This is a genomic window from Aeromonas dhakensis (genome assembly GCF_002285935.1).
Taxonomy (GTDB): domain Bacteria; phylum Pseudomonadota; class Gammaproteobacteria; order Enterobacterales; family Aeromonadaceae; genus Aeromonas; species Aeromonas dhakensis.
The window spans coordinates 1097501-1124407 of the sequence record NZ_CP023141.1 but is presented as its reverse complement, the minus strand read 5'-3'; the positions used below and the strand labels follow the sequence as shown (position 1 = coordinate 1124407).

Below are 26907 nucleotides of genomic sequence, written 5' to 3'. Positions count from 1 at the left end.
GGTGTGGCGAAGAGCCTGCGCTGAACCATGATGAGATCGCCTTCTGTTGGCCGACTCCCGTCGGGCAAAACCGTCTGTGGGATAACTAACTATAGAACGCAGACCCACAGCAGAAGGGTCAGCACGGCAGGCAAGCCTGCCGTGTCTTCAGGGGGCTCAGATAGAGCGGGCACGCATCTCGAAAATGAGTTTTTCAGCGGTGCAGGTGAATTGCAGACGGGCTTTCAGGATCACGCCGTTGGCGCCCTGGCTCAGTTCGCTGCTGCTCTTGGCTTCGGCGGTGACCTGCTTGGCCAGCTCCTCGTAGGCGGCCAGCTTGGCGCGGGCATCGGCCTCTTCGGCGGCCTCGATCACCAGCTCCATCACATCGTCACCCTCGCCGATGATGGTGCCAATTTCGGCGAAGCAGCCGCAGCTGTCACAGGTCTCGTTCAATTCCACTTTCTCTTCTACGGACATCATTCAACTCCCACTTATTTCGGCTGTGATTCATCGTCACGCAAGGCTTTACGAAAATCCCTGATGGCGGTGCCCAGATCTTCCCCGGCGCCGGCCAGGCGTTTGCTGCCAAACACCACGACCACGACGACGAGCAGGATCAACAAATGCCAGATATGAATTCCACCGAGTCCCATAGGGATACTCCTGACTGATAGATACCGATCGTTTGTATCAAAAGAAGGCGCAAAGATTGTTGGGCAAAATCAAGACAGGCGCAAGTTTGCAAATAAATCACCAAAAAATACGGCGACCCGAAGGCCGCCGTATTGCTTGATGCTACTTGTCCCCTCAACCACTACATCCTGTACCAGCCGCCATTGAAGGCGAGAGACGTTTCGAGCATAAGTTCGCCTAGATATGAAAACAAATGGTATAAATTCATCTAAGAATTGAAGAGGATTCATATCATGTTGCTGGAACAGCTGGGGCGTATCGACCTCAATCTATTGATAATACTGCAAGTTTTGCTGGAGGAACGAAACGGCAGCCGGGCGGCCCGCCGCCTGCATCTGAGCCAGTCTGCCGTCAGCAAGGCGCTCGGCCGGCTGCGGGAAACCTTCGACGATCCCCTGTTCGTACGCTCGGCCTACGGGCTGGAACCCACCGCACGCGCCCTCAGCCTGCAGCAGCAACTGCAGCCGATCCTGCTGTCGCTGGACAACCTGATCCAGCCGCCGGATTTTGACCCGACCACCACCGAGCGGGAGTTCGTCATCGCCAGCATGGACAGCGCCTTTACTCTGTTCGCGCCGCTCTACCTGAGCGAGCTGAAACGGCAGGCACCCGGCATCCGGCTGCGCTACGAGGAGTGGACCGAGAACAGCCTGACCGAGATGAGCCAGGGCCAGGTGGACATCGCCTTCACGGTGCGGGAAAACTGCATCAATTCTGACTTTCGGCTCGATACCCTGCCCAACGCCATCTGTCAGCGACTGCTCGCCATCGACGATCTGACCTGCCTGGTGCAGCATGACCACCCTGCCCTGCACGAACCCGAATGGGATCTCACCCGCTACCTGGCCTATCCCCACGTGCAGACCTATTGCGAGGGGCGCGACCGCTGGATGCTGGATCACAAGCTGGCGGAGCAGGATCTCTACCGCCGCATCGAGGCGACCGTCCCCTCCTTCGAGGCGGCGCTGCGGATGGGCATGCACTCGGACATGATAGTGACCCTCTCCCGGCTCTACGCCCGCCATGCCACTCAGGTCTACCCGCTGGTACCGCTGCCGCTGCCCATCGCCCTCGACAGCATCTCCCACCTGTTGATCTGGCATCAGCGCCACGAGGAGGATCCTGGCCACCGCTGGCTGCGGGAAACCCTGCTGGCGCTGATCATGAGCAAACTGGAGCCCACTGCTGCCGAACCGTCCTGATACAGGCGCTGGCCGCGAGCACCTGACAGGTTGAGCAAGCCGGCCCCTTCGGCAGCCGCAGGCACCTGATAGCCACCACGCCGGATCACAGGCAAAAAAACGGGGCTCGTCGAGCCCCACGTCTTTCCTGTTAGCCAGTCAGTTCTGACCGGTCACCGCCAGGTAGTGGTGCACCCCATCGAGCAGCATCTGCACCGAGATCATCACCAGCAGCATACCCATCAGCCGCTCCACTGCGGTGAGTCCTCGCTCACCCAGCAGCTTGTTGAAGACCTCGTAGAACATCAGGATCACGGCGCTGGCGCCCCAGGCCATCAGCAGGGCCAGCGACCAGTCCGCCATCCGGGTCGGCTCCTGGTTGGCCAACAGCAGCAGGGAGGCCAGGATCGAGGGGCCGGCAATCATGGGGATCGCCATGGGCACCAAGAAGGGCTCCTCCCCCGCGGCCAGCCCGGTCACCCCCCCTTCACTCGGGAAGATCATCTTGATGGCGATGAGGAACAGGATTATGCCGCCGGCGATGCTGACCGCCTCCTGGCGCAGGTTGAGGAAATTGAGGATCTGCTGCCCGACAAACAGGAAGGCCATCATGATCACCAGCGAGAACAGCAGCTCCCGCATCATCACCTTGCGACGTCGCTTGGGATCGATATGACGGAGGATCGACAAAAAGACCGGCAGGTTGCCCAGCGGATCCATGATCAGAAACAACATGACGGCAGCGGAGAAAGTATCCATACAACGCCCAGGCCAAGCCTTCAACAGAGGAGGGGAAAGAGGGCGAATATAACAAAGGCGGCGGGATTCGGCGAGCGCGGCAGGCGCTCGCCGGCGGGGATCAACCGTGGTTGCAGATCTTGTCGGCGCGGGTCTGGAAACCCTGCTCCGATTCGATGAACTTGCCGCGTTTGGCCAGGAAGTCGATCAGCGCCTCGGCATCCATCTCGCTGGCGCTGCAGGTGTGGAAACGGGCATCCGCCCCGAAGCGTGCGTCGATGGCCTGCTTGAGGCTGGCCCGGGTGAACTGGCCGCCCTGCGCCAGCATCATCTCCATCACTTCGTGGCCGTGTACCGATTGAGTCATTGCAAACCTCTTGAATAGACATATTTGATGCCTATTAAATCCTGCCCCACTGCCGACGACCTTGATATAGGCCAACAAATTGCCGATTTCCCTGCGTCCGTACTGGTGATGGCCGCGGCTTTGTCGATAATGTGGCAACCTAAGCAGGGGATGGCTACACTAACGCCCCTTTTTGCTACCGCAGACCGAATATAAGGACATTGGCGTCATGCTGTTCCATGGACTGGCTTTCAAGCCCTGGCGGATCTGGACCCGCCGTCCGCTCTGGTTGAAGACCCTGCTCGGCATGCTGACGGGGATCGGGCTCGGCGCCGCTTTCAGCGAACAGGCATTGCTGCTCAAACCCATCGGCGTGCTGTTCGTCAACACCATCCAGATGCTGATGGTGCCTCTCATCTTCTGTTCGGTCATCGCCGGCCTCACCTCGCTGCTCAAAGGCAAGGCCCTAGACCGCATCGCCGGCAAAGCCATCGGCCTCTACCTCTGTTCCACCGCCGTCGCCATCTGCATCGGCCTGGTGATGGGCTGGCTGCTGGAACCCGGCATGGGCGCCAATATGGGACCCTATGAACGGGTCGGCATGGCGGAGTCCCCCACCCTGGCCAGCGTGCTGAGCCACCTGGTGCCGCACAACCCGGTGCAGGCCATGGTGGATGGCAAGATCCTGCAGGTGATCGTGTTCGCGGTGGCCCTCGCCCTCGCCCTCAACGCAACCGGTCGGCGCGGCCGCCCCGCCATCCTGTTCTTCACCTCGCTGGCGGAGGGGATGTTCAAGCTGACCCAGATGGTAATGGCGCTGGCCCCTTACGGTGTCTGCGCCCTGATGGCCTGGATGACCGGCAAGTACGGCATGAGCCTGCTGCTGCCGCTGCTCAAGGTGATCGGCGCCGTCTACCTCGGCTGCCTGCTGCACGTGCTCGGCGTCTACAGCAGCCTGCTGATCCTGCTGGCCCGCCTCAATCCGCTGCACTACTTCAAGAGCATCGTCGATGCCCAGGCGGTGGCCTTCACCAGCAGCTCCAGCAACAGCACCCTGCCCATCAGCCTGGCCTGCGCCGAGCGCCGGCTCGGGGTCTCCCCCGCCATCACCGCCAAGGTGCTGCCCATCGGCGCCACCATCAACATGGACGGTACCGCCCTCTATCAGGGGGTCACCGCCCTGTTCGTGGCTCAGGCCTTCGGGGTGGATCTGCACCTGGTGGATTACCTGACCATCATCAGCATCGCCACCCTGGCCAGCATCGGCACGGCGGGCACGCCGGGCACCGGCCTGATGCTGCTGACGCTGACCCTGACCGCAGTGGGACTGCCGCTGGAGGGGGTGGCACTGATCGCCGGGATCGACCGGATCCTCGACATGGCGCGCACCACGGTCAACGTCTCCGGCGATATTCTGGTTTCCGTATTGATTGCCCGCAGCGAGCGGGAGCTGGATCTGGCGACCTATCACGACGCCAGCGCGGGGGAGGATATCGACTTCACCCTGCGCTGAGGCAGGGCGAGCGATTAATTTTCGTGGGGATCGTGGTGGCAGCGCCAGCAGACATCGAAGTTGGCGCCGTTCTCCTCCCCGCACTGACCGCACAGCCAGCCGTTGCCCTGGCGCTGCTGATAGCGTTCGATGACCCGTCCCGCCTTGCTGCGATCCTGCTCGCGCACCATCAGGGTCACCTGCAGCATGTCCACCGGCAGTTCGCCCAGGGCGCCCGACAGCGCCTCGCCATTGAGCCGCACCGGCACTCCTTCCACTTCCAGCGCCCCTTTCAGGGCGTGGGCCTCCAGCGAATGGGAAGCCCGATACAGATTGATCCAGTGATCCATGTCTTCCCCCTCAGATCCCCCGCGATGCCGTTACCACGGCACCGACTCTGGCCGGCTACAGCAGGGTGTCTATGCCGTAGTCGGCCCCCTTGGCCACGATGAAATCGATGAACACCCGCAATTTTCGCGGCATCAGCCGCCGCTCCGGAAACAGCAGGTAAATGGGTACCCTGGGCTGCTGCCACTCGGGCAGCACGGACACCAAGGTCCCGCTCGCCAGCTCCTCGTGGCAGAGCATGGCGGGCAGAGAGGCGAGCCCCAGCCCGGCCTTCGCCGCCTCTCTGGCACAGGTTATATTATTAACCCGAAAGCGGGAGGGAGGGTCAACCAGCACCTCCTTGTCATCCCGCTCGAAGCACCAGTGCGAGGCCAGAAAGCCGCTGGTCACCGCCACCCGCTCATGTTGTACCAGATCCTCGGGATGAGTGATGGCGGGGCTGCGCGCCAGGTACGCCGGGCTGGCACAGATCAGGCGGGCGTTGCTCCACAACCGCCGCGCCGCCAGGTTCGAGTCGCTCATGTCGCCGATCCGCACGATCGCATCCAGCCCCTCGTTGATGGGATCCACGATGCGATTGGTCAGCTCCAGTTCCACCTGCAGACCGGGATAGGCCTGCAGAAACTCCGCCACCAACCTGCCTACTACCAGCTGCCCTGCCTCGATGGGCACCGCCAGCTTGAGGGTGCCGGTCACCTCCTGCTGGCTGGCGCTCACCATCAGCTCGGCCTGGGCCAGCTCGTCCACCGCCTTGCTGCAACGCAGATAGTACTGCTCACCGGCCTCGGTCAGGGTGAGCTGGCGGGTCGAGCGGTAGAGCAGCCGCACGCCAAGGCGCTGCTCCAGCTCGGCGATGCGCCGGCTCACCGTCGCCTTGGTCATGCCCAGCTCCTGGGCGGCCGCCGTGAAGGACCCCTTGTCGACGATCCGCACTAGAATCAATGCAGCGTTCAGATCCATTGTTGCACCAGTGAAACTGTATATCTCATAAATGGATACTAATCGAAACAGTTGGCCAGTGTTAGCCTGCCTCTCTTAAGTTCAGGAATCCCCCACATGAGTCAACACAAGAAGATCCCCCTGCTGGCCGCCATGATACTGGCCCTGCTCGGCCTGCTGTTTGCCGGTTACTGGTATCTGCACGGCCGCTACTTCGAGAGTACCGACAACGCCTACCTGCAGAGCGAGGTGACCGGCATCGGCTCCAAGCTCTCCGGCTACATCAGCGAAGTGCTGGTGACCGACAACCAGCCGGTGAAGGCCGGCCAGCTCATCGCCCGTCTCGACGACCGGGAGTACAAGACCAAGGTGGCCGAGGCCGAAGCCGACCTGCGCCTCAATCAGGCGACGGCGGAAAATCTCGCCGCCACCCGCACCCAGCAGCTGAGCCTCATTCGCCAGGCCGAGGCCAAGGTCAGCTCGGCCAATGCCGAACAGGTTCGGGCCCAGCAGCAGGTGCGCCGCGTCAGCCAGCTCAACCAGCGCCACTACAGCTCCCAGGACAGCCTGGACGAGGTGCGTGCCGGCTTGCAGGTCAATCAGGCCCTGGAGCAGGAGGCCAAAGCGGCCCTGCAGGCCGCCCGCGAGCGGCTGCTGGTGCTGGATGCCGAGGCCAAGCAAAACCAGGCCAGGCTGGCATTGAGCGCCGCCCAGCTGGAGCAGGCCAAGCTGGAGCTGGCCTATACCGAGCTGCGGGCCCCGGCCGACGGCATCATCGGCAAGCGCAGTCTGCGGGCCGGGCTCTACGTCCAGTCCGGCATGCAGGTGGCCAGCCTGGTGCCGCTGCAGCAGGTGTGGGTCGAGGCCAACTTCAAGGAGACCCAGCTGCTCCACATGCAGCCCGGCCAGAAGGTGGAGGTGATCCTGGATGCCTATCCGGATCAGCCGGTCGAGGGGATCATCGACAGCCTGGCGCCGGCCACCGGTGCCAAGTTCGCCCTGCTGCCGCCGGAGAACGCCACCGGCAACTTCACCAAGATCGTGCAGCGAGTACCGGTCAAGATCCGCATTCCGGAGCCGGGGCCGCTGGCGGGCAAGCTGTTGCCTGGCCTCTCCACCGAGGTGATCGTCGACACCCGCAGCCCTGATCCCGTGGTCGCCGCCAACTGATGGACGCCATACCACGCCGCAACTGGATCGCGGTCATGGGGGGCCTCATCGGCGCCTTCATGGCCATCCTCGACATCCAGATCACCAACGCCTCCCTGAAGGACATTCAGGGGGCCCTGTCGGCCACCCTGAGCGAGAGCTCCTGGATCTCCACCTCCTATCTGGTGGCGGAGATGATCGCCATCCCGTTGAGCGGCTGGTTGAGCCGGGGGCTGAGCGTGCGGCGCTACCTGCTGTGGACCACAGGCGCCTTCATCATCGCCTCCGTGCTCTGCTCGTTCAGCTGGAACCTCACCAGCATGATCGTCTTTCGGGCGCTGCAGGGCTTCACCGGCGGGGCGCTGATCCCCATGGCTTTCTCCCTCATTGTCAGCCTGCTGCCGCTGCACAAGCGAGCCACCGGCATGGCGCTGTTCGGCCTGTGCGCCACCTTCGCCCCCGCCATCGGCCCAACCCTGGGCGGCTGGCTGACCGAACAGATGTCCTGGCACTACATCTTCTACCTGAACGTGCCGCCGGGACTGCTGGTGATGGCCATGCTGGCCCACGGGCTGGACAAGAAGCCGGTGGACTGGGAGGTGATCAAGCGGGTGGATCTCATCGGCATCCTTACCATGGCGGTGGGGCTGGGCCTGTTGGAAGTGGTGCTGGAAGAGGGCAACCGGGAGGACTGGTTCGGTTCCAGCTTCATCGTGCGGCTCACCGTCATCTCGGTGGTGGCGCTGGTGTTCTTCGTCATCAGCCAGCTGCTGCGCCGCCACCCGCTGGTCAACCTGCGGCTGCTGCACAACCCGCGCTTCGCGCTGGCCTGCTTCGCCTACCTGGTGCTCGGCATGGCGCTGATGGGCTCCATCTATGTGCTGCCGCTCTACATGACCCAGATCCACAACTACAACGCGCTGGAAATCGGCGAGGTGCTGATGTGGATGGGACTGCCCCAGTTGCTGGTGCTGCCACTGGTACCCAAGCTGACCCACAAGATAGACCCGCGCTATCTGGTGAGCTTCGGTTTTCTGGTGTTCGCCGTCAGCTGCTTCATGAACATGAACATGAGCGCGGACTACGCCGGGCCCCAGCTGATCCAGTCGCTCATCGTGCGGGCGCTGGGCCAGCCCTTCATCATGGTGCCGCTCTCCCTGGTAGCGACCGCCAGCCTGACGCCGGACGAGATCCCCTCCTCCTCCACCCTGCTCAACGTGCTGCGCAACCTGGGCGGTGCCTTCGGCATCGCCATCATAGCCACCCTGATCGACAACGACACCCGCACCCATGTCAGCCAGATCGGCAGTACCCTGGCCGCCACCAGCATAGAGGGACAGGCCTATCTGCTGCAGCTGGCCCAGAGCATGATGGCCCAGGGCTCCGACCCCGAACTGGCCCGTCTGCAGGCTCAGGCCATGCTGTCGAACACCATCAGCCGCGAGGCGGCCATCATGGCCTACAACCAGGTGTTCTTCGTGATGGGTATCTTCCTGCTGATCGCCAGCGCCCTGATGCTGCTGCTCAAGCAGCCGGCCCCGAGGGCGCCGGATGCCGAACCGGTCGAAGCGTGAAAGAGTGGGAAGGGAATAGTAAAACGGGCCGGCAGGCCCGTTTTTTATTGCGGCCCGCCGGTCAACCCGCCAGCGAGGCGGCGATCAGGAACTGGGCGGCGAAGTAGCTGCTCATCACCCAGGCGGTGGCATGGGGAAAGGGGCGACGGAAGCGGTCCAGCGCCAGCATGCTGTCGGAGAACAGGAACATCAGTGCCCCCACCAGGGCGGCGGCGCTGCCGGCGGTGAGGGAGGCGTGCCAGGCACCGGCGGCCACCCAGGCCATGCCGATGATCACCAGCATGTAGCAGAAGACGGGGATCTTCATCTCCCCGAGCTTGCCCCACAACAGGCCGAACACCATGCCGGCCACCAGCAGCAACAGCAGGCCGTCCACCAGGTTCAGTACCAGCGGCCCCTGGGCGAAGCCGACGATGTAGCAGAGGTGCGCGACAAGAAATGCCGCCAGCCCCTGGATGAAGCGGTCGCTCGGCAGCATCAGCAGCACGTCGCCGGCCAGCGACAGGCAGAGACCGAGCAGGATCCAGGCGTGGGAGCCGTCGTGGTCATAGCCCTGATAGCCGAACGCCAGCGCTATGATGAGCAGCATGGTCAGCGGCTTGCTGATGTAGAACTGACGGGAGTCTGAGCCGTAGGCCGCACGAATGTGCCACCAGCCCGATGCGATGATCAAGAAACTCAATAACATGCCCTGCTCCTCACGTGTCGCTCGCAGTCATACGGCAACATCTTCTTGCTGACAGGGAGAGTAACAAATTCCCCCGGCCAGTGGCAGAGGCGCTCAGCAAACGAGCACTCTACGCCTAAAGTCTAATTGTCCCGTCCACCCGGTTCGGGCATAAGGAACGGGTTCGGAGGATCACCATGGAAGAAGCAATGAGAAACTATCTGCCCGCCATCGACATCATGATGTGCCACTTGGGAATCAGCTTTGAGCAAGCCTGCGAGCAGCTGGGATTGAGCCAGGTGGAGCAACAGACCCTGAGCCTGCTGCAAGAGCAGGATCCGCAAGAATAAGCCCTCCCGGTATCAGACATCATGATGTGTCACTTGGGAATCAGCTTTGAGCAAGCCTGCGAGCAGCTGGGATTGAGCCAGGTGGAGCAACAGACCCTGAGCCTGCTGCAGGAGCAGGATCCGCAAGAATAAGCCCTCCCGTGGCCCGTATAGATATCATGATGTGCCGCGTTGAATAGGTATGAGAGCAGCCGGAACTGAGCTAGGTGAAGCAACAGCCTTTCAACCTGCCGCATAAAGCAAGCTCCGCAGGAATAACCCCACACGGGGTAAATAAAAACGGCGCCATCGTGGCGCCGTTTTTATTGAGTGCGGGATCAGCGTGCCTGACGGCGCCGCTGCAGCCAGATCACGGCACCAAACAGCAGGAAGCCCGGCAGCCACATCAGCTCCTTGGGCCAGCGCTCGGTGGGCGCCTTGACGCTCAGGATCTGCTGATCCATCTCCAGCCCCAGCTCGGCGGCCTGGCTGCCGAAGGTGACGCTGTCGATCAGGATCTTGCCGTCCTGCTCATAGGTCTGGATCCCCAGCTTGGTCAGACGATCCTCACCGCTCGCGCCATCCGGCACCGGCAGCAGCACGGTGAAGCGGCGCAGCTTGCCCACCGCATCTTCCCCTTCCATCCGCAGGCGCAGGGTGCTCTCGGCCTCCACCTGGCCCATGGTCTGGGCCAGCTCGGCCGGCGCGGCGTCGCGATACGGGTCGTGCAGCATGTCCATCCAGAAACCGGGACGGAACAGGGTGAAGGCCACCAGCAGCAGCAGCACGCTCTCGTACCAGCGGCTCTTCACCAGGAAGTAACCCTGGGTGGCGGCGGCGAAGATCAGCATGGCGATGGTGGCCACGATGAAGATCAGCACGCCGTGGGCGAAGTCCACGTTGATGAGCAGCAGGTCGGTGTTGAAAATGAACAGGAACGGCAGTGCCGCGGTGCGCAGGCTGTAGTAGAACGCCGTGATCCCGGTCTTGATGGGATCCCCTTTGGAGACGGCGGCCGCGGCGAACGAGGCCAGCCCCACCGGCGGGGTCACGTCGGCCATGATGCCGAAGTAGAAGACGAACAGATGTACGGCGATGAGCGGCACGATGAGGCCGTTCTGCTGCCCCAGGGTGACGATCACCGGCGCCAGCAGACTCGACACCACTATGTAGTTGGCGGTGGTGGGCAACCCCATGCCGAGGATCAGGCTCAGCAGGGCGGTCAGCAGCAGCATCAGCAGCAGGTTGCCCATGGAGAGGAACTCCACCAGATCCGCCAGCACCAGGCCGACCCCGGTCTGGGAGACGGCCCCGACTATGATGCCGGCGGTGGCGGTGGCGATGCCGATGCCGATCATGTTGCGGGCACCGGCGATCAGCCCCTCGCGCAGATCCACCACGCCGTCGGTGAAGCTGCCGTAGTCATGCTTGCCGTCGGTGCGCAGCCAGTTCAGCAGCGGGCGCTGGGTCAGCAGTATGATGATCAGCATCACCGAGCCCCAGAAGGCCGACAGGCCCGGGGAGAGTCGCTCCACCATCAGACACCACACCAGTACCACCACCGGCAGCAGGAAGTGCAGGCCGGAGAGCAGCACGGCGCGGGTTTCCGGCAGCTCGTCCAGCGGCTTGTCCGGATCTTCCGACGGCAACGGCTCGTTGCTGGCGGCGATCTTCAGCAGCCCCAGATAGGCGGCGGCCAGCAGCACGCTGATCCCCGGCAGGGCGTAGTCGCCCAGCGCCGGCTTGAGCCAGCCCAGGCCGTAGTAGACCGCCATGGAGAGACCGCTGATAAGCGCGGCACCGAAGGCGAAGCCGGTCAGGCGGCGCAGCCAGGGGCGCGGCTGACGGTTGCCGATGGGCTGCATGCCGAGCTTGAGCGCCTCGAGGTGCACTATGTAGAGCAGGGCGATGTAGGAGATGGCCGCCGGCAGGAAGGCGTGCTTGATGATCTCGACGTAGGGAATGCCCACGTACTCCACCATCAGGAAGGCGGCGGCGCCCATGACCGGGGGCATGATCTGGCCGTTGACCGAGGAGGCCACTTCCACCGCGCCGGCCTTCTCCTTGGAGAAGCCGACCCGTTTCATCATGGGGATGGTGAAGGTGCCCGTGGTCACCACGTTGGCGATGGAGGAGCCGGAGATGACGCCGGTCAAGGCCGAGGCCACCACGGCCGCCTTGGCCGGGCCGCCGCGCAGGTGGCCGAGCAGGCTGAAGGCGAGCTGGATGAAGTAGTGGCCCGCACCGGCGCGCTCGAGCAGGGCGCCAAACAGCACGAACAGGAAGACGAAGCTGGTGGAGACCCCGAGGGCGATACCGAACACCCCTTCGGTGGTGATCCACTGGTGGTTGGCCAGCGCGTGCAGGCTCACCCCACGGTGGGCCAGCAGGGAGGGCATCCAGGGGCCGGCCAGGCTGTAGGCCAGGAAGACGATGGCGATCACCGCCAGGGCCGGGCCGAGGGCACGGCGGGCGGCTTCCAGCAGCAGCGGAATGCCGATACAGGCGACCACGAAGTCCATGGTGGTCAGGTTGCCGGGGCGCTGGGCCAGCTGCTCATACATGATGAACAGGTAGCTGGCGACGGCGGCGCCGATGAGGCCAAGGGCGATGTCACCGAGCGGCACGCGGTCGCGCGGCGAGCTGCGCATGGCCGGGAACACCAGATAGGCGAGCAGGATGGCGAAAGCCAGGTGAATCGAGCGTGTTTCAGTGTCGTTGAGAACACCGATGCCGAGAGAGAACGGCAGCGGCGAAGCGATCCAGAGCTGGAACAGGGACCAGATCAGCGCAAGACCCGCGATGATCCAGCTCATGGTGCCCACCGGCAGGCGGGCTCCCACATCCTGGGCGATCAGCTCCTCGGCCGAGAGCGCCTCTTGTTGTTGTGTTTGCTGCATAGTGTGGCTCTGTTGGTACTGCAATAAATGAGACTCGCCCCCCCGAGGGAGGAGCGAGTCTGGGGCACATCCGAAACCGCAACCGGATTACATCCAGCCACGTTCCTTGTAGTAGCGCACCGCGCCTTCATGCAGCGGGGCGGAGAGACCCACCTTGATCATGTCGGCTTCCTTCAGGTCGGCGAAAGCCGGGTGCAGGCGCTTGAAGCGATCCAGGTTGTCGAACACGGACTTGACCAGCTGGTAGACCACTTCCGGATCAGCCTTGGCGCTGGTGGAGAGTACGGCCTTGCCACCGATGGACGGGGTCTGGTTCGGGCTGCCCTTGTACAGACCACCCGGGATCTCGGCCTTGCTGTAGTAGCTCTTCTCGGCCAGCAGCTTGTCGATCTCGGGGCCGGTCACCGGCACCAGCACGGTATCGGTGGTGGTGGAGGCTTCCTGGATGGCACCGTTCGGGTGACCGACGAAGTAGCTCATGGCGTCGATGTTGTTGTCACCCAGGGCAGAGGCCTGCTCGGCGGGTTTGAGCTCGGAGACCAGGCTGAACACGGACTTGTCCCAGCCCTTGACGGTCATGATCTCTTCGAAGGTGTCGCGCTGGCCGGAGCCCGGGTTGCCGATGTTGACGCGCTTGCCCTTCAGATCGTCGAAGCCGGCAATCTTGGCGTCCTTGCGGGCCAGGATGGTGAACACTTCGCTCTGCAGGGAGAAGACGGCGCGGATGTCATCCATCGGCCCCTCGGCTTTGAACGGCTCGACGCCCTTCATCGCCTTGTACTGGTGGTCGGACTGCATGATGCCGAAGTTGAACTCGCCGGAGCGGATGCCGTTGACGTTGGCAACACCGCCGCCACTGGCCGGGGCGTTGCACTTGATCTGGTGATCGGCGGCGCCGCGGTTGAGGAAGCGGCAGATGGACTGGCCCGCCACGTAGTAGACACCGGTCTGACCGCCGGTACCTATGGTCACGAAGCGCTCCTGCGCCTGTACCGGACCACCAAACGAGACACCGACCAGAGCTGCCGACAAGGCACACGCCAGGGATAATCCTTTCATGTTGTTCATCCTTTTTGATTGATTCAGCTCGCCCGTTCCACGGGCGAATGCAAGACAAACCGCCGTGCTGCGTCGGCGGTCGTCCGTGACCTCGCGATGAGGAAATGGGTGAACGACCAGCGTTCCCCAAAAAGCCACCAGCATCCTGTGGTGAGACAGTCGGCTTCATGCCAACCAGAGATAATTGGCACCGAGGGGGCCAATTAAAGAGTTATAACGGCATCGATTAAGCACACGGCGCCAACATAAATCAAACAAAAACACAAAATGAAGGATATCGGTCGCCAGAAATTTGAAGCCGATCATTAATTTGCCGATCGAAGATTAATTGGTTGTGCTACCGGACGGCAGGCGGGAAGAGGGAAAGGAGATTCTTTTGCAGCCCTTGTCTGGCAAGGGCTGCAACCTTGGTAACTTATGCTTTTGGCTTGGCCAGATCCAGGATAAACGCAAACTCCAGCGCGATATCCTCGTAGGCCTTGAAGCGGCCCGACTTGCCGCCGTGGCCGGCGTCCATGTCGGTACTCAGCAACAACTTGTTATCATCCGTCTTCAGCTCCCGCAGCTTGGCCACCCACTTGGCCGGCTCCCAATACTGCACCTGGGAATCGTGCAGACCCGTGGTGACCAGCAGATTCGGGTAAGCCTGCGCCTTGACCTGATCGTAGGGGCTGTAGGCCTTCATGTAGTCGTAGTAGCGCTTCTGATTCGGGTTGCCCCACTCGTCGTACTCGCCGGTAGTGAGGGGGATGGACTCGTCCAGCATGGTGGTGACCACGTCGACGAAGGGCACCTGGGCAACCACGCCGCGATAGAGCTGGGGCGCCTGGTTGATGACGGCCCCCATCAGCAGGCCGCCGGCGCTGCCGCCCATGGCGTAGACCTGATCCCTGGCACCATAGCCCTGCGCCACCAGCGCCTCGGTCACGTCGATGAAGTCGTTGAAGGTGTTCTGCTTCTTCAGCAGCTTGCCATCCTCATACCAGTGGCGGCCCAGCTCCTCGCCACCACGAATGTGGGCGATGGCGTAGACGAAGCCGCGATCCAGCAGGCTCAGCCGGGCGCTGCTGAAGTCCGGATCCATGCTGGCGCCATAGGAGCCGTAGCCGTAGACCAGCAACGGATTGGTGCCTGCGCCGGTCCCTTCCTTCTTGAACTTGTCCTTGCGATAGACCAGCGACACCGGCACGGCCACGCCGTCACGGGCAGTGATCCAGAGCCGCTCGCTGGCATATTGGTCGGCCTTGAAGCCCGCCACCGGCTGCTGCTTGAGCAGGGTGCGCTTGCCGCTGTTCAGGTCGAGCTCGTAGGTGGAAGACGGCGTGGTCATGGAGGAGTAGCCATAGCGCAGGGCGCTGGTGTCCGGCTCCGGGTTGTAGGCAAGCCAGGTGACATAGGCGGGATCGTCGAAGGCGATCTCTTTCTGCTCGCCGCTCTGCCAGTTGACTTGGCGCAGCCGGGTCAGCCCCTGACTGCGCTCCTCCAGCACCAGCCACTCCTTGAACAGGGCATAGCTCTCCAGCAGCACATCCGGATTGGGGGCGATCACCGCCTTCCAGCGCTCCACCGGGCTCTCTTTGGTCTCGTAGAGGCCGAAGTTCTTGCCGTCCTTGTTGGAGCGCACATAGAAGCGGCCGCGGTAGTGATCCAGGCTGTACTCGTGATCCACCTGGCGCGGCAGGAACACCCGCGGCGCCTGGGTCGGCACGTTGGCATCGATGAGGCGCGCCTCGCCGGTGGTGGTGCTGGAGAGGGCGATGACGATGAAATCTTCCGAGGTGGTGGCATAGAGGCTCACATAGAAGGTGTCGTCCTTCTCCTCGTAGACCAGGGTATCCTTGGCGGGATCCGTACCCAGCTCGTGGCGATAGACCTGGTAGGGCAACAGGGTCTTGGGGTGCTTGCGCACGTAGAACACCGTCTTGCTGTCGTTGGCCCAGACCAGATTGCCGGAGGTGTTCGGAAGCGTGTCGGCGGCCCACTTGCCGCTCTCCAGATCGAAGAACTGGATCTGGTACTGGCGGCGGGAGAGGAAATCTTCCGCCACCGCCAGCCAGCGGTTGTTGCGGCTCACCTCGAGCGCCCCCAGGGCGTAGAACTCGTGGCCCTCGGCACGCTGGTTGCCGTCCAGCAGCAAGCTTGTAGCCTCTTCACCAATTTTTCTGCGTGAATAGATGGCGTACTCCTTGCCCGGCTCGTAGCGGGTCTGGTAGCGATAGCCGTTCTTCACATAAGGCACCGACTCGTCCTGCTGGGGAATGCGGGCCACCATCTCCTGATAGAGCTGGTCGCGCAGCGGCTTGACCGGTTTGAGCATGGCGTCGGTGTAGGCGTTTTCGGCCTCCAGGTAGGCCAGCACCTCGGGTTTCTGGCGCTCGTCATCGCGCAGCCAGTAGTAGTTGTCGACCCGGGTATCCCCGTGTTTTTTCAGGGCATGGGGGTGTTTGGCGGCCACGGGAGGCTGGATCTGGGTGTCGCGTGTGGGCATGGCGGACTCATCATTGGCATATGAACAGGGAACGGCGGCCAGGCAAGCCAGCAGCAGAAGCCCTCGGGAAAAGGTGAACATGTCGCATCCTTTGCGCTTTAAAAGGGTTGGCGGACCTGAGCCTTGGCTCCTTGGACAGGGGACCAATCTGCCCCTTGTCGCCTTCAGTTGCAAGTTCTCCCGCGCCGGGATGTAAAAGGGCCGCCATCTCGCGATGGCGGCCCCCATACCTGACCGTGAGCGACACGGGCTCGCTCAGGTGTGCCTCACATGATGGAAGTGTGTCCGCTCACGGCCAGTCTTCATCAGCCGGGGTAGCTCGACCAGACCCTGGTCGCGCCCTCATTGCTGATGCTCAGCACCTGATAGGGCTGACCCGGAATATCCATGCCCGGCGCACTCTGGGGCATGCCCGGAATGGTCAGGCCGCGGATCGCCGGTTTTTCCTTGAGCAGTTTCTGCACATCGGCGGCGGGCACGTGTCCCTCGATCACATAGCCGTTGACCACGCCGGTGTGGCAGGAGGCCAGCTGCGGGGTGATGCCGTACTGCTGCTTGACCGGTGCAAGCTGTTCGGTTTCGATGACCTCGAGCTCGAAGCCATTCTCTTCCATGTGCTTGTTCCAGGCCTGGCAGCAGCCGCAATACTTGGATTTGTAGACGGTCATCTTCTCGGCCGCAAGAGCAGAAAAGCTGACGGTACCGGCCAGCACGGCCAGTAGCAGGGATTTGTACATAACTCACCTCAGATTGAATAAAACATGCCCGGGAACGGGGGTCAGATTCAAGCCAGGGTGCGGGGAGGACGCTCCAGCCGGTCGGTCGGGACATCCGGCATGAACTGGGAAGGGGAGATGAAATCCGGGGCATCGGGCTCCAGCATGGCAACCGTCAGGCTGTCACTGCTGAGCACCGTCATGGCGAGCGCCGAGGTGAAGCTGCCGCAGGGCATGGCTTTTTCTAGGGTGCGTTCGCTCTGGCTGCAATGAGGCGTCAGGGTACAGAGATCGGTCGCCGCCCTGCTGCCAAACGACATCAGCACCATCAGCAGACTCCACAGGGGGAGCCAGCGGCGGGCGCGAGCGAGTTGGCGACGGGTCAGAACCATGAGACGACTCATTGACGAAAGGTGGCCTATGGTAACCCCTGGCCCAGGGGGAGGGTCAAGCCCTCCCCCCTCTTCCAGTCAGCCTCCATCAAGGTTGCTGACGGGTGGCCGCCAACACGATCTCGCGCACGCAGACATTGGCCGGCTGGTGCCATGCATAGAGCACTGCCTCGGCGATCACCTCGGGCGCAATGACGCCGCCCATCTGATCCTTCCAGTCGTGGTAGCCGGCCTTGATGCTCTCGTCCGTGGTGTGGCTGAGCAGCTCGGTCTCCACCGCGCCTGGGGCTATGGTCACCATCCGCACGCCGACATCGGCCACCTCTTCCCGGATGTTTTCGGTCAGGGCGTGTACCGCGAACTTGGTGGCGCAGTAGGCGGCATGGTTCGGGAAGGTCTTGCGACCGGCGATGGAGCTGATGTTGATGATGGTGCCGCTGCGGCGCGCCTTCATCCCGGCCAGCACGCCGTGAACGCCGTTCAATACCCCCATCACGTTGATGTTGAGCATCTGCTGCCACTCGGCCGGATCCTGCACGTCGGCCTGGCCCAGCAGCATGACGCCGGCATTGTTGACCAGGCAGCCGACCGGACCGAATTGCGCCTCGGCCTGCTGGATGGCGGCTTTCATGGCGGTGGTGTCGGTCACGTCGACCCCGATGCAGAGGGTATCGGGCAGGCCCAGCGCCTGCATGGGCTCGACCCGGCGGGCCAGCAACAGCAGCGGATGGCCGGCAGCGGAGAAGGCGCGGGCGATGGCGGCACCGATCCCGGCGGAGGCACCGGTGATCACGACGAGAGGCTTGGACATGATGTTTTCCTTCTGATTCAAGAGTCGGTTTGAGCAAACAAGCGGCTGGCCAGCACGGAACGGGATCACTATAGTCACTGCATCCATCAGTGATAAATATTGTTTTCCGCTGGTTATCATCTGAAAAAACTATGGTTGGGCTTATGCTGGATCTGAGACTGCTGCGCTTCTTCATCGCCATCTATGAAGAGAAGAACATCACGGCGGCGGCCGAACGCTGCCACGTCAGCCAGCCCTCCCTCTCGGCGGGGCTGCGCCAGCTGGAAGAGACCCTGGGTGACAGCCTGTTCATCCGGGGCAAGAAGGGGGTGGAGGCGAAGGATCCGGCCCACTACCTCTATCCCCACGCGGTCAAGCTGGTGGAGGAGGCTCGTCGGCTGCCCGAGCTGTTTCGCCAGAAGGCGACGCGTGCTCGGCTCAATCTTGCCATCATGCCGGACCTGAGCCGGCGGCGGGTGGCGGGATTGCTGCAGCAGGTGCAGGCGGTGCTGCCCGAGCTGGATCTCACCCTCTCCGATTACGGGACGCCTGCCGACTGTCGGCTGACCCTGGATGCCCTGCGCCGGGAGGACGAGATCTTTCTGCCGCTGTGGGAGGAGGATTATGTCTTGTGCGTGCGCCGCGACCATCCCCTCGCCGGCCGCCGGCAACTCGAACTGGCCGAGCTGCAACATTATGATTTTATTGAGTGCCCACCCTGCGAGGCCCATCAGCAGACCATAGGCCTGCTGGCCTGTGATCGGCTCACCCTCAATCTGGTGGCCAAGGCCGAGAGCAAGGGGTTGGTGATGGCGCTGGTTCTGGCCGGGATCGGCATCAGCTTCCTGCCGGACGGGCTGGTGGAGGACGAGGCGGGGCTGTGCACCGTGCCCGTGAGCGGGCCCCGGATGTTCCGGCGCATCGGCCTCTGCTATCCCGCCCACCAGACCCTCAATCCGGCGCTGCGCGAGCTGATCCCGGAGCTGGCGGGCCACGGCGCTTCTTGCTAACGTCGCTGCGCAATGCATCTTTTGCCGGCATCCACTCCTCTTCAGGTCAGGACCCCATGAAACGCATTCTGGTCATCTTCTCACACCCGGCGCTGCAGAGCTCCCGGGCCAACAAGCAGCTGCTGCAGGCCATCGACGGGCTGGAGGGCATCACCCTGCACGACCTCTATCTGCACTACCCGGACATGTTCATCAACGTGAAGCGGGAGCAGGCCCTGCTCTCTGAACACGACATCATCGTCTTCCAGCACCCCTTCTACTGGTACTCCTGCCCCGCCATCATGAAGGAGTGGATGGATCTGGTGCTGGAGTACGGCTACGCCTATGGCCCGGAAGCCCACGCCCTCAACGGCAAGCAGTGGCTGTCGGCCATCACCACCGGTGGTGCCCCCGAATCCTACTGCAGCGCCGGCTACAACCAGCGCCCGCTGCTCGACTTCCTGCTCCCCTTTCAGCAGACGGCCCAGCTGTGTGGCATGAGCTGGCTGCCCCCGTTCGTGCTGCACTCCTTTCACAAGATCCGGGACCCGGAGGCGCTGCGCCGCTGCGGCCAGGACTATCGCCAGTTGCTGTGCGCCCTGCGCGACGAGCAGCTGACCCCGGAACAACTCGGCGGCAGCCCCTATCTGCGCGATCTGCTGGAGGTACTCCCATGACCCGAACCTGCTCCGGGCGCCAGCCCGGCCTGCCTTCATCGGCCTCCACCACGGCGCGGAGGATCCGCTGATGGGACACGGTTTGCTGTTCGATGCCTTCATCTACCTCTCCGCCGCGGTGATCGCGGTGCCGCTGGCCAAGCGCTGGGGGCTGGGATCCGTGCTCGGCTACCTGCTGGCGGGGATCATCATAGGCCCCTTCCTGCTGGGGCTGGTGGGTGAGCAAAAAGACGTGATGCACTTCGCCGAGTTTGGGGTGGTGCTGATGCTGTTTCTGGTCGGGCTGGAGCTCAGGCCGGCGCTGCTGTGGCAGCTGAAGGGGCCCATTCTCGGCACCGGCGGACTGCAAGTGCTGCTCACCACGGCAGCCCTGACCGGCGTGGCCCACCTCATCGGCCTGCCCTGGCAACAGGGGCTGGCCATCGGCCTCATTCTGGCGCTCTCCTCCACCGCCATCGTGCTGCAGAGCCTGCAGGAGCGCAAACTGATGCAGAGCGAGAGCGGCCGCTCAGCCTTCGCGGTGCTGCTGTTCCAAGACATCGCCGTCATCCCCATCCTGGCGATCCTGCCACTGCTGGCCATTGCGCCGGTGGCCAGCAGCGGCAGCTCGGAGCTGGCCGGCTGGCAACACGGCCTGCTGGTGGTGGCCGCCATCTCCGGCATAGTGCTGGGGGGTCATTACCTGATGCGCCCGGTGTTTCGCTCCATCGCCCAGTCCCACATGCGGGAGATCTTCGTCGCCGCCGCCCTGCTGCTGGTGATCGCCATCGCCGTGCTGATGGAGTCGGTCGGCCTCTCCCCCGCTCTCGGCTCCTTCCTCGCCGGCGTGGTGTTGGCGGACAGCGAATACCGCCACGAACTGGAGGCGGACATAGAGCCGTTCAAGGGGCTGCTGCTCGGCCTCTTCTTCATGTCGGTGGGCGCCGGTATCAACTTCGGGCTGTTTGCCGAACATCCGCTGCTGATCCCGGCCCTGGTGGTCGGCCTGATGCTACTCAAGTGGCTGGTGTTGATGGCGCTCGGCTTCATCATCCGCATCTCGCCGAGCCAGCGCTGGACCTTCGGGCTGGCGCTGGCCCAGGGGGGGGAGTTCGCCTTCGTGCTGTTCTCGTTCGCCGCCCAGAACAGGGTGTTACCGGGGGATACCATAGCCCTGCTGACCCTGGTGGTGGCGCTCTCCATGGCGCTGACGCCGCTGCTGCTGATCCTCAACGATAGGGTGATCCAGCCCTGGTTCGACTACCGCAACCAGAGCGAGGTCCCACAGCACGAGCAGCCGGAGCTGGTGGAGCACCCGGTGATCATCGCCGGCTTCGGCCGCTTCGGCCAGATAGTGGGACGCTTGCTGCACGGCCACGGCATAGGTACCACCATCCTAGAGCAGGATGCCAGCCAGATAGAGATGCTGCGCAAGTATGGCTATCAGGTGTTCTACGGGGATGCCAGCCGGCTCGACCTGCTGCACGCCGCCGGTGCCCACAAGGCCAAATTGCTGGTGCTCTCCATCAACGACCCTGCAACGTCACTCGAAGTGATTGAAATGGTGAAGAAACACTTCCCGCACCTTAAGATACTGGCGCGAGCCCAGGATCGTCCCCACGCTCACGAGATCCTGCGTCAGGGCGTGGGCAGCGTGTATCGGGAAACCCTGGGTTCGGCCGTGGATCTGGGGGTGGAAGCCCTGACCCAGCTCGGTTTTCGGGCCAACCAGGCCTGGCGGGCCGGGCAGACCTTCAAGCAGCACGACAACTGGCTGCTGCGGGAGCAGGTCAACTACCTGGACGACGAACACACCTATATCAACAAGAGCCTGCAATACCGGGACATCCTCTCCGATCTGCTGCAAGACGATCAGGAAGGACAGGAGCGCATTCACGCCCACAACTGGAACAGCGGTCTGCCCGACAACGACAAGGAAGCAATATGATTGCCTATTACCCCCTGCTCAAACACCTGCACATGACGCTGGCGCTGGTCAGCGTGCTGCTGTTCCTCTATCGCTGGCTGCTGGCCCTGGGGGGCAGTGCCCGCCTGCAGCAGAAGTGGCTGAAGATCCTGCCCCATGTCAACGACACCTTACTGTTGCTGTTCGGGGTAGTGCTGGCGGTGACCCTGCAGATGAGCCCGGGTCAGCAGCCCTGGCTGATGGCCAAGCTGATCGCGCTGGTGGTTTACATCGGCTTCGGCGTCATGGCGCTCAAGCGCCCTGCGCGCAGCCAGAAGCTGGTGGCCGGCCTCGCGGCCCTGGCGGTATTCGGCTACATGGTGGGCGCCGCCATCACCAAGTCTGCCTGGTCCTGGCTGGCCTGATCCGACAGCCAAAAATCCCCGCCCGGTGGAGGAGAGTCATCTCCTCCACATCATATTCTGCGCTTACCCATCATTTCTGTTTTTTCTTCTACGCCAAATCCGTAAGGCAGCACTTTCATTTGGCGAATTTTCATCATTTTTTAGCCTCAATTGCTGCCAGAAAAGAGAGCGTTCTCTTTTATGATCATGTAGTTAGCTTGGTTTGTATGAAAATGGCGACAGTTGTCGCAGCAAAACTTGCGACATAGACTGTCGCAAGGCATGGCTAGGATACACTCAACGCTAAACCAGTGAAGGCATGCACCATGAGTAAGAAGCTGTTACGACAACTGACCTTGGCGCGTTGCATCCCGCACCGCCCTTACAAGCTGACCGCCAGCCAACTCCAGGTAAAACTGGAAGAAGAAGGCATTCATGTCAGTCTGCGTACCGTGCAACGGGACCTGGAAGAGATGTCCGGCATGGGGTTGTTCGATCTCACCTCGGATGAACGCAGCAAACCACACGGCTGGTGCTTCGAGCGCCATGGCCTCAACGATTTTGCCAACATCATGCCGCTGTCGCTGGCAGTGGCGCTGAAAACCTGGAGCGACCAGGCCAGCCAGCTGCTGCCCGCCAGTGTCCTGACCGAATTGAACCCGCTGGTCGACAAGGCCAGCCAGGTGATCCGTGACAGCCAGAGCGAACTGGCGGAACGCTGGCTCGAGAGCGTGCACCAGTCACCGCGTCCGTTTGCCGGCAACCCGGAGATCCGCCGCAGCACCCTGATCCGCGATGCTCTGTGGCGTGGCCGCAAGTTCAGCGCCGAGATCCAGCGTGTCATCAAGGAGCGCACCGTGTGGCTCTGCTATGACCGCATCAATCCGCTCGGCATTCTGAACCAGGCGGAGGGGCCGACCCTGCTCTGCACCCTGTCCGAGCTGGATCCCAAGGTCTACGGCATCCCGTTCGACCACATCAAGAACGTGGAGCTGACCAACTTCAGCGCGACCCAGCCGAAGGATTTCAATATCCAGAAACTGATCCGCGATCAGGGGTACCAGGATGTCAGCGGGCCGATCCGCTTCGTCGGCCGCATCGATGCCAACTGTCCGACCCTGGTCGACGGCCAGATCCCCGGCCACAACCCGCGCATGACCCGCTACGACAAGCGCAGCGTGGTGGTGGAAACCGAGGTGCAGGACACTCCGGAGTTCCGTACCTGGCTCAACAACATGAGCGGGAACCTGGAAGTGCTGGCGCCAGAATCCTTGCGCAAGGCATATCCGACACCGGGTAGCCGCGTCAGCTGACACCTTCTCAAAAAGCCGGGCCAAGCCCGGCTTTTTGTATTCTTTTTGAGCATATTTATTCAACTAATTTTTAAGCCTTACCCTCGGAATTGAGCCTGTTTTTACCATCGTTTTCGCCCTGTTTTTGCGTGTGAGAGATCAGCCATCGCCGCTGTAAGAGGCCACTGTGTCGAACCGTACGCGAAGCCATCTTTGAATCCTTATGCTTTCCCGTGAAACAAACTAAAAGCATGATTAATATGAATTTATTATCACAACTATGATCGTTTAAGCGTTCCCATCACGCCGACAACGCCAACTCCTCCCTTGTTCCGCCCTCTGGTTCCCTTAATATGGGTCTCACAAGGACGAAGCTGGTTCGGCAGGATGCAGAAGCAGCGCATAAGCAGGGAATAAACCACAGGACGTGGGCAGGGAACACCTCAGGATGAGGCCGATAGCCAGGATGGTTATCAAAGGGAATACAGGACACCGCGGGACGTGGTTGAGGACACCTCGGGATGAGGCAGAGCAGCAGGATGGTTGCTCTTCAGGACGAACAGGAACCTCGCCGGAGGCGAGCAGGAACAGCTTCAGGATGAAGCGAGATAACCCGGATGGTTATCTGTCAGGATGACGCAAGGAACACCACTGGATGTGGTAACGGACACCTCCAGGATGGAGAGAGTGCAGCAATCAGGATCGATTGCCTGGCTAGGATGGCCACAGGACACCTCAACGGATTGGGAAGGGGATATTCCGAAGGATCAGGATAAAGTCAGGGATTGCAGGGAGCGTTGCAGTTCAGGGACTGGACGAAATGACTCGAGGGGACGGCAGCAGCCGTCCCCTTTTCTTTTTGCGCTTTTTATTAGAAACAACCCAATCACATCACTCACGCTGCAGATGTTGTGCATGCCACGTCCCTGCGCCTGTTCCTGCTGCTCGTCACTCTCGCCCATACCTTGACTGTGTCTTTCGACAAGACCTCTCTAAAGGCCTGAAAGAAGCGCCAAGACATTAAAGCTGCACTTCATATGTGTGACGAAGCATAGAGGCGCTATTCAGTCTTCCACGACACTCAAGCAACAAGTCTGCGTAGATGGGTTGCCATTCCCCCTCATGCCATTGTTGGCGGCATACTGCACCAAAGATCCGAAGAGAGTCTCAGCTTCAGTAGTTCCCATGGATCACATCAGTATCCTCGCCTCGCCCGCCGGAAGATCGGGCTCGAGTGGCACCACCCCCCACATGACCACCGTCTGGCTCTGCGTGTTTTACTGAGTCGCGTGAGGAAAAAGAGGCAATTCGGGGGAAATGAGGACGGTGTCGGAAACGAAAAAAAAGCCCAGTCTTTCGACTGGGCTTCTTGTTAGTGGCGGAGCGGACGGGACTCGAACCCGCGACCCCCGGCGTGACAGGCCGGTATTCTAACCGACTGAACTACCGCTCCGCATTCGGTTAGCTTTCGCTAAATCATTTGCCGCTTCTTTATGAGGTGTCATCCTCGCAGCCGGTCATGTGCTTTCACATCACCGTTTAATTGGGTGCCTGGCAGTGTCCTACTCTCGCATGGCGAATGCCACACTACCATCGGCGCTACAGCGTTTCACTTCTGAGTTCGGCATGGGGTCAGGTGGTTCCACTGCGCTATTGCCGCCAGGCAAAATCTTCAATCTGAAAAAGCTGATTTAGTTATTCGTTCTCGGTATCTGCTACAAGTCTTCGAACACTTCTTGGGTGTTGTATGGTTAAGCCTCACGGGTAATTAGTATGGGTTAGCTCAACACGTCGCCGCGCTTACACACCCCACCTATCAACGTTGTGGTCTCCAACGGCCCTTTAGGACCCTCAAGGGGTCAGGGATGACTCATCTCAGGGCTCGCTTCCCGCTTAGATGCTTTCAGCGGTTATCGATTCCGAACTTAGCTACCGGGCAGTGCCACTGGCGTGACAACCCGAACACCAGAGGTTCGTTCACTCCGGTCCTCTCGTACTAGGAGCAACTCCCTTCAATCATCCAACGCCCACGGCAGATAGGGACCGAACTGTCTCACGACGTTCTGAACCCAGCTCGCGTACCACTTTAAATGGCGAACAGCCATACCCTTGGGACCGACTTCAGCCCCAGGATGTGATGAGCCGACATCGAGGTGCCAAACACCGCCGTCGATATGAACTCTTGGGCGGTATCAGCCTGTTATCCCCGGAGTACCTTTTATCCGTTGAGCGATGGCCCTTCCATTCAGAACCACCGGATCACTATGACCTACTTTCGTACCTGCTCGACCTGTCCGTCTCGCAGTTAAGCTGGCTTATGCCATTGCACTAACCTCCTGATGTCCGACCAGGATTAGCCAACCTTCGTGCTCCTCCGTTACTCTTTGGGAGGAGACCGCCCCAGTCAAACTACCCACCAGGCACTGTCCGCGAGCCCGATTCAGGGCCCTGCGTTAGAACATCAAACATACAAGGGTGGTATTTCAAGGACGGCTCCAGCGCAACTGGCGTCACGCCTTCAAAGCCTCCCACCTATCCTACACATGTAGGTTCAATGTTCAGTGCCAAGCTGTAGTAAAGGTTCACGGGGTCTTTCCGTCTAGCCGCGGGTACACCGCATCTTCACGGCGAATTCGATTTCACTGAGTCTCGGGTGGAGACAGCATGGCCATGGTTACACCATTCGTGCAGGTCGGAACTTACCCGACAAGGAATTTCGCTACCTTAGGACCGTTATAGTTACGGCCGCCGTTTACCGGGGCTTCGATCAAGAGCTTCGCTTGCGCTAACCCCATCAATTAACCTTCCGGCACCGGGCAGGTGTCACACCCTATACGTCCACTTTCGTGTTTGCAGAGTGCTGTGTTTTTGATAAACAGTCCCAGCCATCTGGTCACTGCGACTCCCGTCAGCTCCATCCGCAAGGGACTTCACCAACAAGAGCGTACCTTCTCCCGAAGTTACGGTACTATTTTGCCTAGTTCCTTCACCCGAGTTCTCTCAAGCGCCTTGGTATTCTCTACCCGACCACCTGTGTCGGTTTGGGGTACGATGACTTGTAATCTGAAGCTTAGAGGCTTTTCCTGGAAGCAGGGCATCAATGGCTTCCGCACCGTGGTGCGTTCGTCTCGTGTCTCAGTGTTGTGTCTCCGGATTTGCCTAGAAACACCACCTACGCACTTTCACCAGGACAACCGTCGCCTGGCCCACCTAGCCTTCTCCGTCCCCCATCGCAATTACAAGTCGTGCAGGAATATTAACCTGCTTCCCATCGACTACGCCTTTCGGCCTCGCCTTAGGGGTCGACTCACCCTGCCCCGATTAACGTTGGACAGGAACCCTTGGTCTTCCGGCGAGGAGGCTTTTCACCCCCTTTATCGTTACTTACGTCAGCATTCGCACTTCTGATATCTCCAGCATACCTCTCGATACACCTTCGCAGACTTACAGAACGCTCCCCTACCACTCACACTTAGTGTGAATCCGCGGCTTCGGTGCCTGGTTTGAGCCCCGTTACATCTTCCGCGCAGGCCGACTCGACTAGTGAGCTATTACGCTTTCTTTAAATGATGGCTGCTTCTAAGCCAACATCCTAGCTGTCTGAGCCTTCCCACATCGTTTCCCACTTAACCAGAACTTTGGGACCTTAGCCGGCGGTCTGGGTTGTTTCCCTCTTCACGACGGACGTTAGCACCCGCCGTGTGTCTCCCGGATATTACTTACTGGTATTCGGAGTTTGCATGGGGTTGGTAAGTCGGGATGACCCCCTAGCCCAAACAGTGCTCTACCCCCAGTAGTATTCGTCCGAGGCGCTACCTAAATAGCTTTCGGGGAGAACCAGCTATCTCCGAGTTTGATTGGCCTTTCACCCCCAGCC

General features: G+C 61.4%; 23 protein-coding genes, 1 tRNA gene and 2 rRNA genes (1 of these 26 running past the window's edge). 10 read left to right on the top strand and 16 right to left on the bottom strand.

Going from position 1 to position 26907, the window contains the following annotated elements:
• Positions 1–156 precede the first annotated feature (156 nt).
• Positions 157–459, bottom strand: coding sequence for a YfcZ/YiiS family protein (locus tag CK627_RS05615; protein ID WP_095593460.1), 303 nt, complete (start codon positions 457–459; stop codon positions 157–159).
• Positions 460–473: 14 nt separating this feature from the next.
• A complete protein-coding gene (gene tatA, locus CK627_RS05610) occupies positions 474–635 on the bottom strand; it encodes a twin-arginine translocase TatA/TatE family subunit (RefSeq protein ID WP_005308036.1) in 162 nt (53 codons plus the stop codon).
• 273 nt (positions 636–908) lie between these two features.
• Here tatA and CK627_RS05605 point away from each other — a divergent pair, with 273 nt between their 5' ends.
• The gene (locus CK627_RS05605) at positions 909–1877 is read left to right on the top strand and encodes a LysR substrate-binding domain-containing protein (protein ID WP_017778473.1); all 969 of its coding nucleotides are present in this window, start codon (positions 909–911) and stop codon (positions 1875–1877) included.
• A gap of 138 nt (positions 1878–2015) precedes the next feature.
• Here CK627_RS05605 and CK627_RS05600 read toward each other — a convergent pair whose 3' ends face one another.
• A complete protein-coding gene (locus tag CK627_RS05600; RefSeq protein WP_010635400.1) occupies positions 2016–2615 on the bottom strand; it encodes a YhgN family NAAT transporter in 600 nt (199 codons plus the stop codon).
• A 100-nt stretch (positions 2616–2715) separates the two neighbouring features.
• A complete protein-coding gene (locus tag CK627_RS22490; RefSeq protein WP_017764705.1) occupies positions 2716–2961 on the bottom strand; it encodes a YecH family metal-binding protein in 246 nt (81 codons plus the stop codon).
• 208 nt (positions 2962–3169) lie between these two features.
• Between CK627_RS22490 and CK627_RS05590 the strand changes: the two genes are divergently transcribed.
• On the top strand, positions 3170–4453 hold the full coding sequence (locus CK627_RS05590) for a dicarboxylate/amino acid:cation symporter (protein ID WP_167385275.1): 1284 nt from the start codon (positions 3170–3172) through the stop codon (positions 4451–4453).
• A 14-nt stretch (positions 4454–4467) separates the two neighbouring features.
• On the opposite strand, the gene CK627_RS05585 is transcribed toward CK627_RS05590, so the two are convergent.
• Positions 4468–4782 carry a putative signal transducing protein gene (locus CK627_RS05585; RefSeq protein WP_005308027.1) on the bottom strand — a complete coding sequence of 105 codons (315 nt, stop codon included), beginning with the start codon at positions 4780–4782 and terminating at the stop codon, positions 4468–4470.
• A 55-nt stretch (positions 4783–4837) separates the two neighbouring features.
• Complete coding sequence (locus tag CK627_RS05580; protein WP_005308024.1) at positions 4838–5740, bottom strand: LysR family transcriptional regulator; 903 nt, start codon at positions 5738–5740, stop codon at positions 4838–4840.
• Between the two features lie 96 nt (positions 5741–5836).
• On the opposite strand from CK627_RS05580, the gene CK627_RS05575 reads away from it, so the two are divergent.
• Positions 5837–6889 carry an HlyD family secretion protein gene (locus CK627_RS05575; protein WP_095591842.1) on the top strand — a complete coding sequence of 351 codons (1053 nt, stop codon included), beginning with the start codon at positions 5837–5839 and terminating at the stop codon, positions 6887–6889.
• Entirely contained in the window at positions 6889–8442 is a 1554-nt protein-coding gene (locus CK627_RS05570) for a DHA2 family efflux MFS transporter permease subunit (RefSeq protein WP_095591841.1), read from the top strand. Before CK627_RS05575 ends, CK627_RS05570 begins: the two co-directional genes overlap by 1 nt.
• Positions 8443–8503: 61 nt before the next feature.
• On the opposite strand, the gene CK627_RS05565 is transcribed toward CK627_RS05570, so the two are convergent.
• Complete coding sequence (locus CK627_RS05565; RefSeq protein WP_005308018.1) at positions 8504–9130, bottom strand: lysoplasmalogenase; 627 nt, start codon at positions 9128–9130, stop codon at positions 8504–8506.
• 188 nt (positions 9131–9318) lie between these two features.
• Between CK627_RS05565 and CK627_RS05560 the strand changes: the two genes are divergently transcribed.
• Positions 9319–9459, top strand: coding sequence for a hypothetical protein (locus CK627_RS05560; RefSeq protein WP_010635406.1), 141 nt, complete (start codon positions 9319–9321; stop codon positions 9457–9459).
• A 317-nt stretch (positions 9460–9776) separates the two neighbouring features.
• Here the strand turns inward: CK627_RS05560 and CK627_RS05550 are convergent, their stop codons facing one another.
• The 6 genes from CK627_RS05550 to CK627_RS05525 form a co-directional block, all read right to left on the bottom strand.
• Entirely contained in the window at positions 9777–12338 is a 2562-nt protein-coding gene (locus CK627_RS05550; RefSeq protein WP_010635408.1) for a TRAP transporter permease, read from the bottom strand.
• A gap of 87 nt (positions 12339–12425) precedes the next feature.
• Complete coding sequence (locus tag CK627_RS05545; RefSeq protein ID WP_167385274.1) at positions 12426–13397, bottom strand: TAXI family TRAP transporter solute-binding subunit; 972 nt, start codon at positions 13395–13397, stop codon at positions 12426–12428.
• A 415-nt stretch (positions 13398–13812) separates the two neighbouring features.
• Positions 13813–15966, bottom strand: coding sequence for a S9 family peptidase (locus CK627_RS05540; RefSeq protein ID WP_167385273.1), 2154 nt, complete (start codon positions 15964–15966; stop codon positions 13813–13815).
• Positions 15967–16190: 224 nt separating this feature from the next.
• Positions 16191–16622, bottom strand: a complete 432-nt coding sequence (locus CK627_RS05535; RefSeq protein WP_005308011.1) for a DUF411 domain-containing protein — start codon at positions 16620–16622, stop codon at positions 16191–16193.
• 47 nt (positions 16623–16669) lie between these two features.
• Positions 16670–16993: a hypothetical protein gene (locus CK627_RS05530; protein ID WP_005308010.1), complete on the bottom strand. Its 324-nt coding sequence runs from the start codon at positions 16991–16993 to the stop codon at positions 16670–16672.
• An 88-nt stretch (positions 16994–17081) separates the two neighbouring features.
• Positions 17082–17804, bottom strand: coding sequence for an SDR family oxidoreductase (locus CK627_RS05525; protein WP_167385272.1), 723 nt, complete (start codon positions 17802–17804; stop codon positions 17082–17084).
• Positions 17805–17947: 143 nt separating this feature from the next.
• Here CK627_RS05525 and CK627_RS05520 point away from each other — a divergent pair, with 143 nt between their 5' ends.
• The 5 genes from CK627_RS05520 to CK627_RS05500 all read left to right on the top strand — a co-directional run bounded on the left by CK627_RS05520 (position 17948) and on the right by CK627_RS05500 (position 23051).
• The gene (locus CK627_RS05520) at positions 17948–18793 is read left to right on the top strand and encodes a LysR family transcriptional regulator (protein WP_167385271.1); all 846 of its coding nucleotides are present in this window, start codon (positions 17948–17950) and stop codon (positions 18791–18793) included.
• Positions 18794–18849: 56 nt separating this feature from the next.
• Positions 18850–19449 (top strand): NAD(P)H-dependent oxidoreductase, encoded by a 600-nt coding sequence (locus CK627_RS05515; RefSeq protein ID WP_005308007.1) that lies wholly within the window; start codon positions 18850–18852, stop codon positions 19447–19449.
• A 70-nt stretch (positions 19450–19519) separates the two neighbouring features.
• Positions 19520–21376 carry a monovalent cation:proton antiporter-2 (CPA2) family protein gene (locus CK627_RS05510; protein WP_095591836.1) on the top strand — a complete coding sequence of 619 codons (1857 nt, stop codon included), beginning with the start codon at positions 19520–19522 and terminating at the stop codon, positions 21374–21376.
• Complete coding sequence (locus tag CK627_RS05505) at positions 21373–21759, top strand: SirB2 family protein (protein ID WP_095591835.1); 387 nt, start codon at positions 21373–21375, stop codon at positions 21757–21759. Before CK627_RS05510 ends, CK627_RS05505 begins: the two co-directional genes overlap by 4 nt.
• Positions 21760–22064: 305 nt before the next feature.
• Positions 22065–23051, top strand: a complete 987-nt coding sequence (locus tag CK627_RS05500; protein ID WP_005308002.1) for a helix-turn-helix transcriptional regulator — start codon at positions 22065–22067, stop codon at positions 23049–23051.
• Positions 23052–24406: 1355 nt separating this feature from the next.
• On the opposite strand, the gene CK627_RS05495 is transcribed toward CK627_RS05500, so the two are convergent.
• The 3 genes from CK627_RS05495 to CK627_RS05485 all read right to left on the bottom strand — a co-directional run.
• Positions 24407–24483: transfer RNA gene (locus CK627_RS05495), tRNA-Asp, on the bottom strand.
• 96 nt (positions 24484–24579) lie between these two features.
• Positions 24580–24694: ribosomal RNA gene (gene rrf, locus CK627_RS05490) — 5S ribosomal RNA — on the bottom strand.
• Positions 24695–24777: 83 nt separating this feature from the next.
• Positions 24778–26907 (bottom strand): 23S ribosomal RNA (locus CK627_RS05485); it runs 758 nt beyond the window's last position.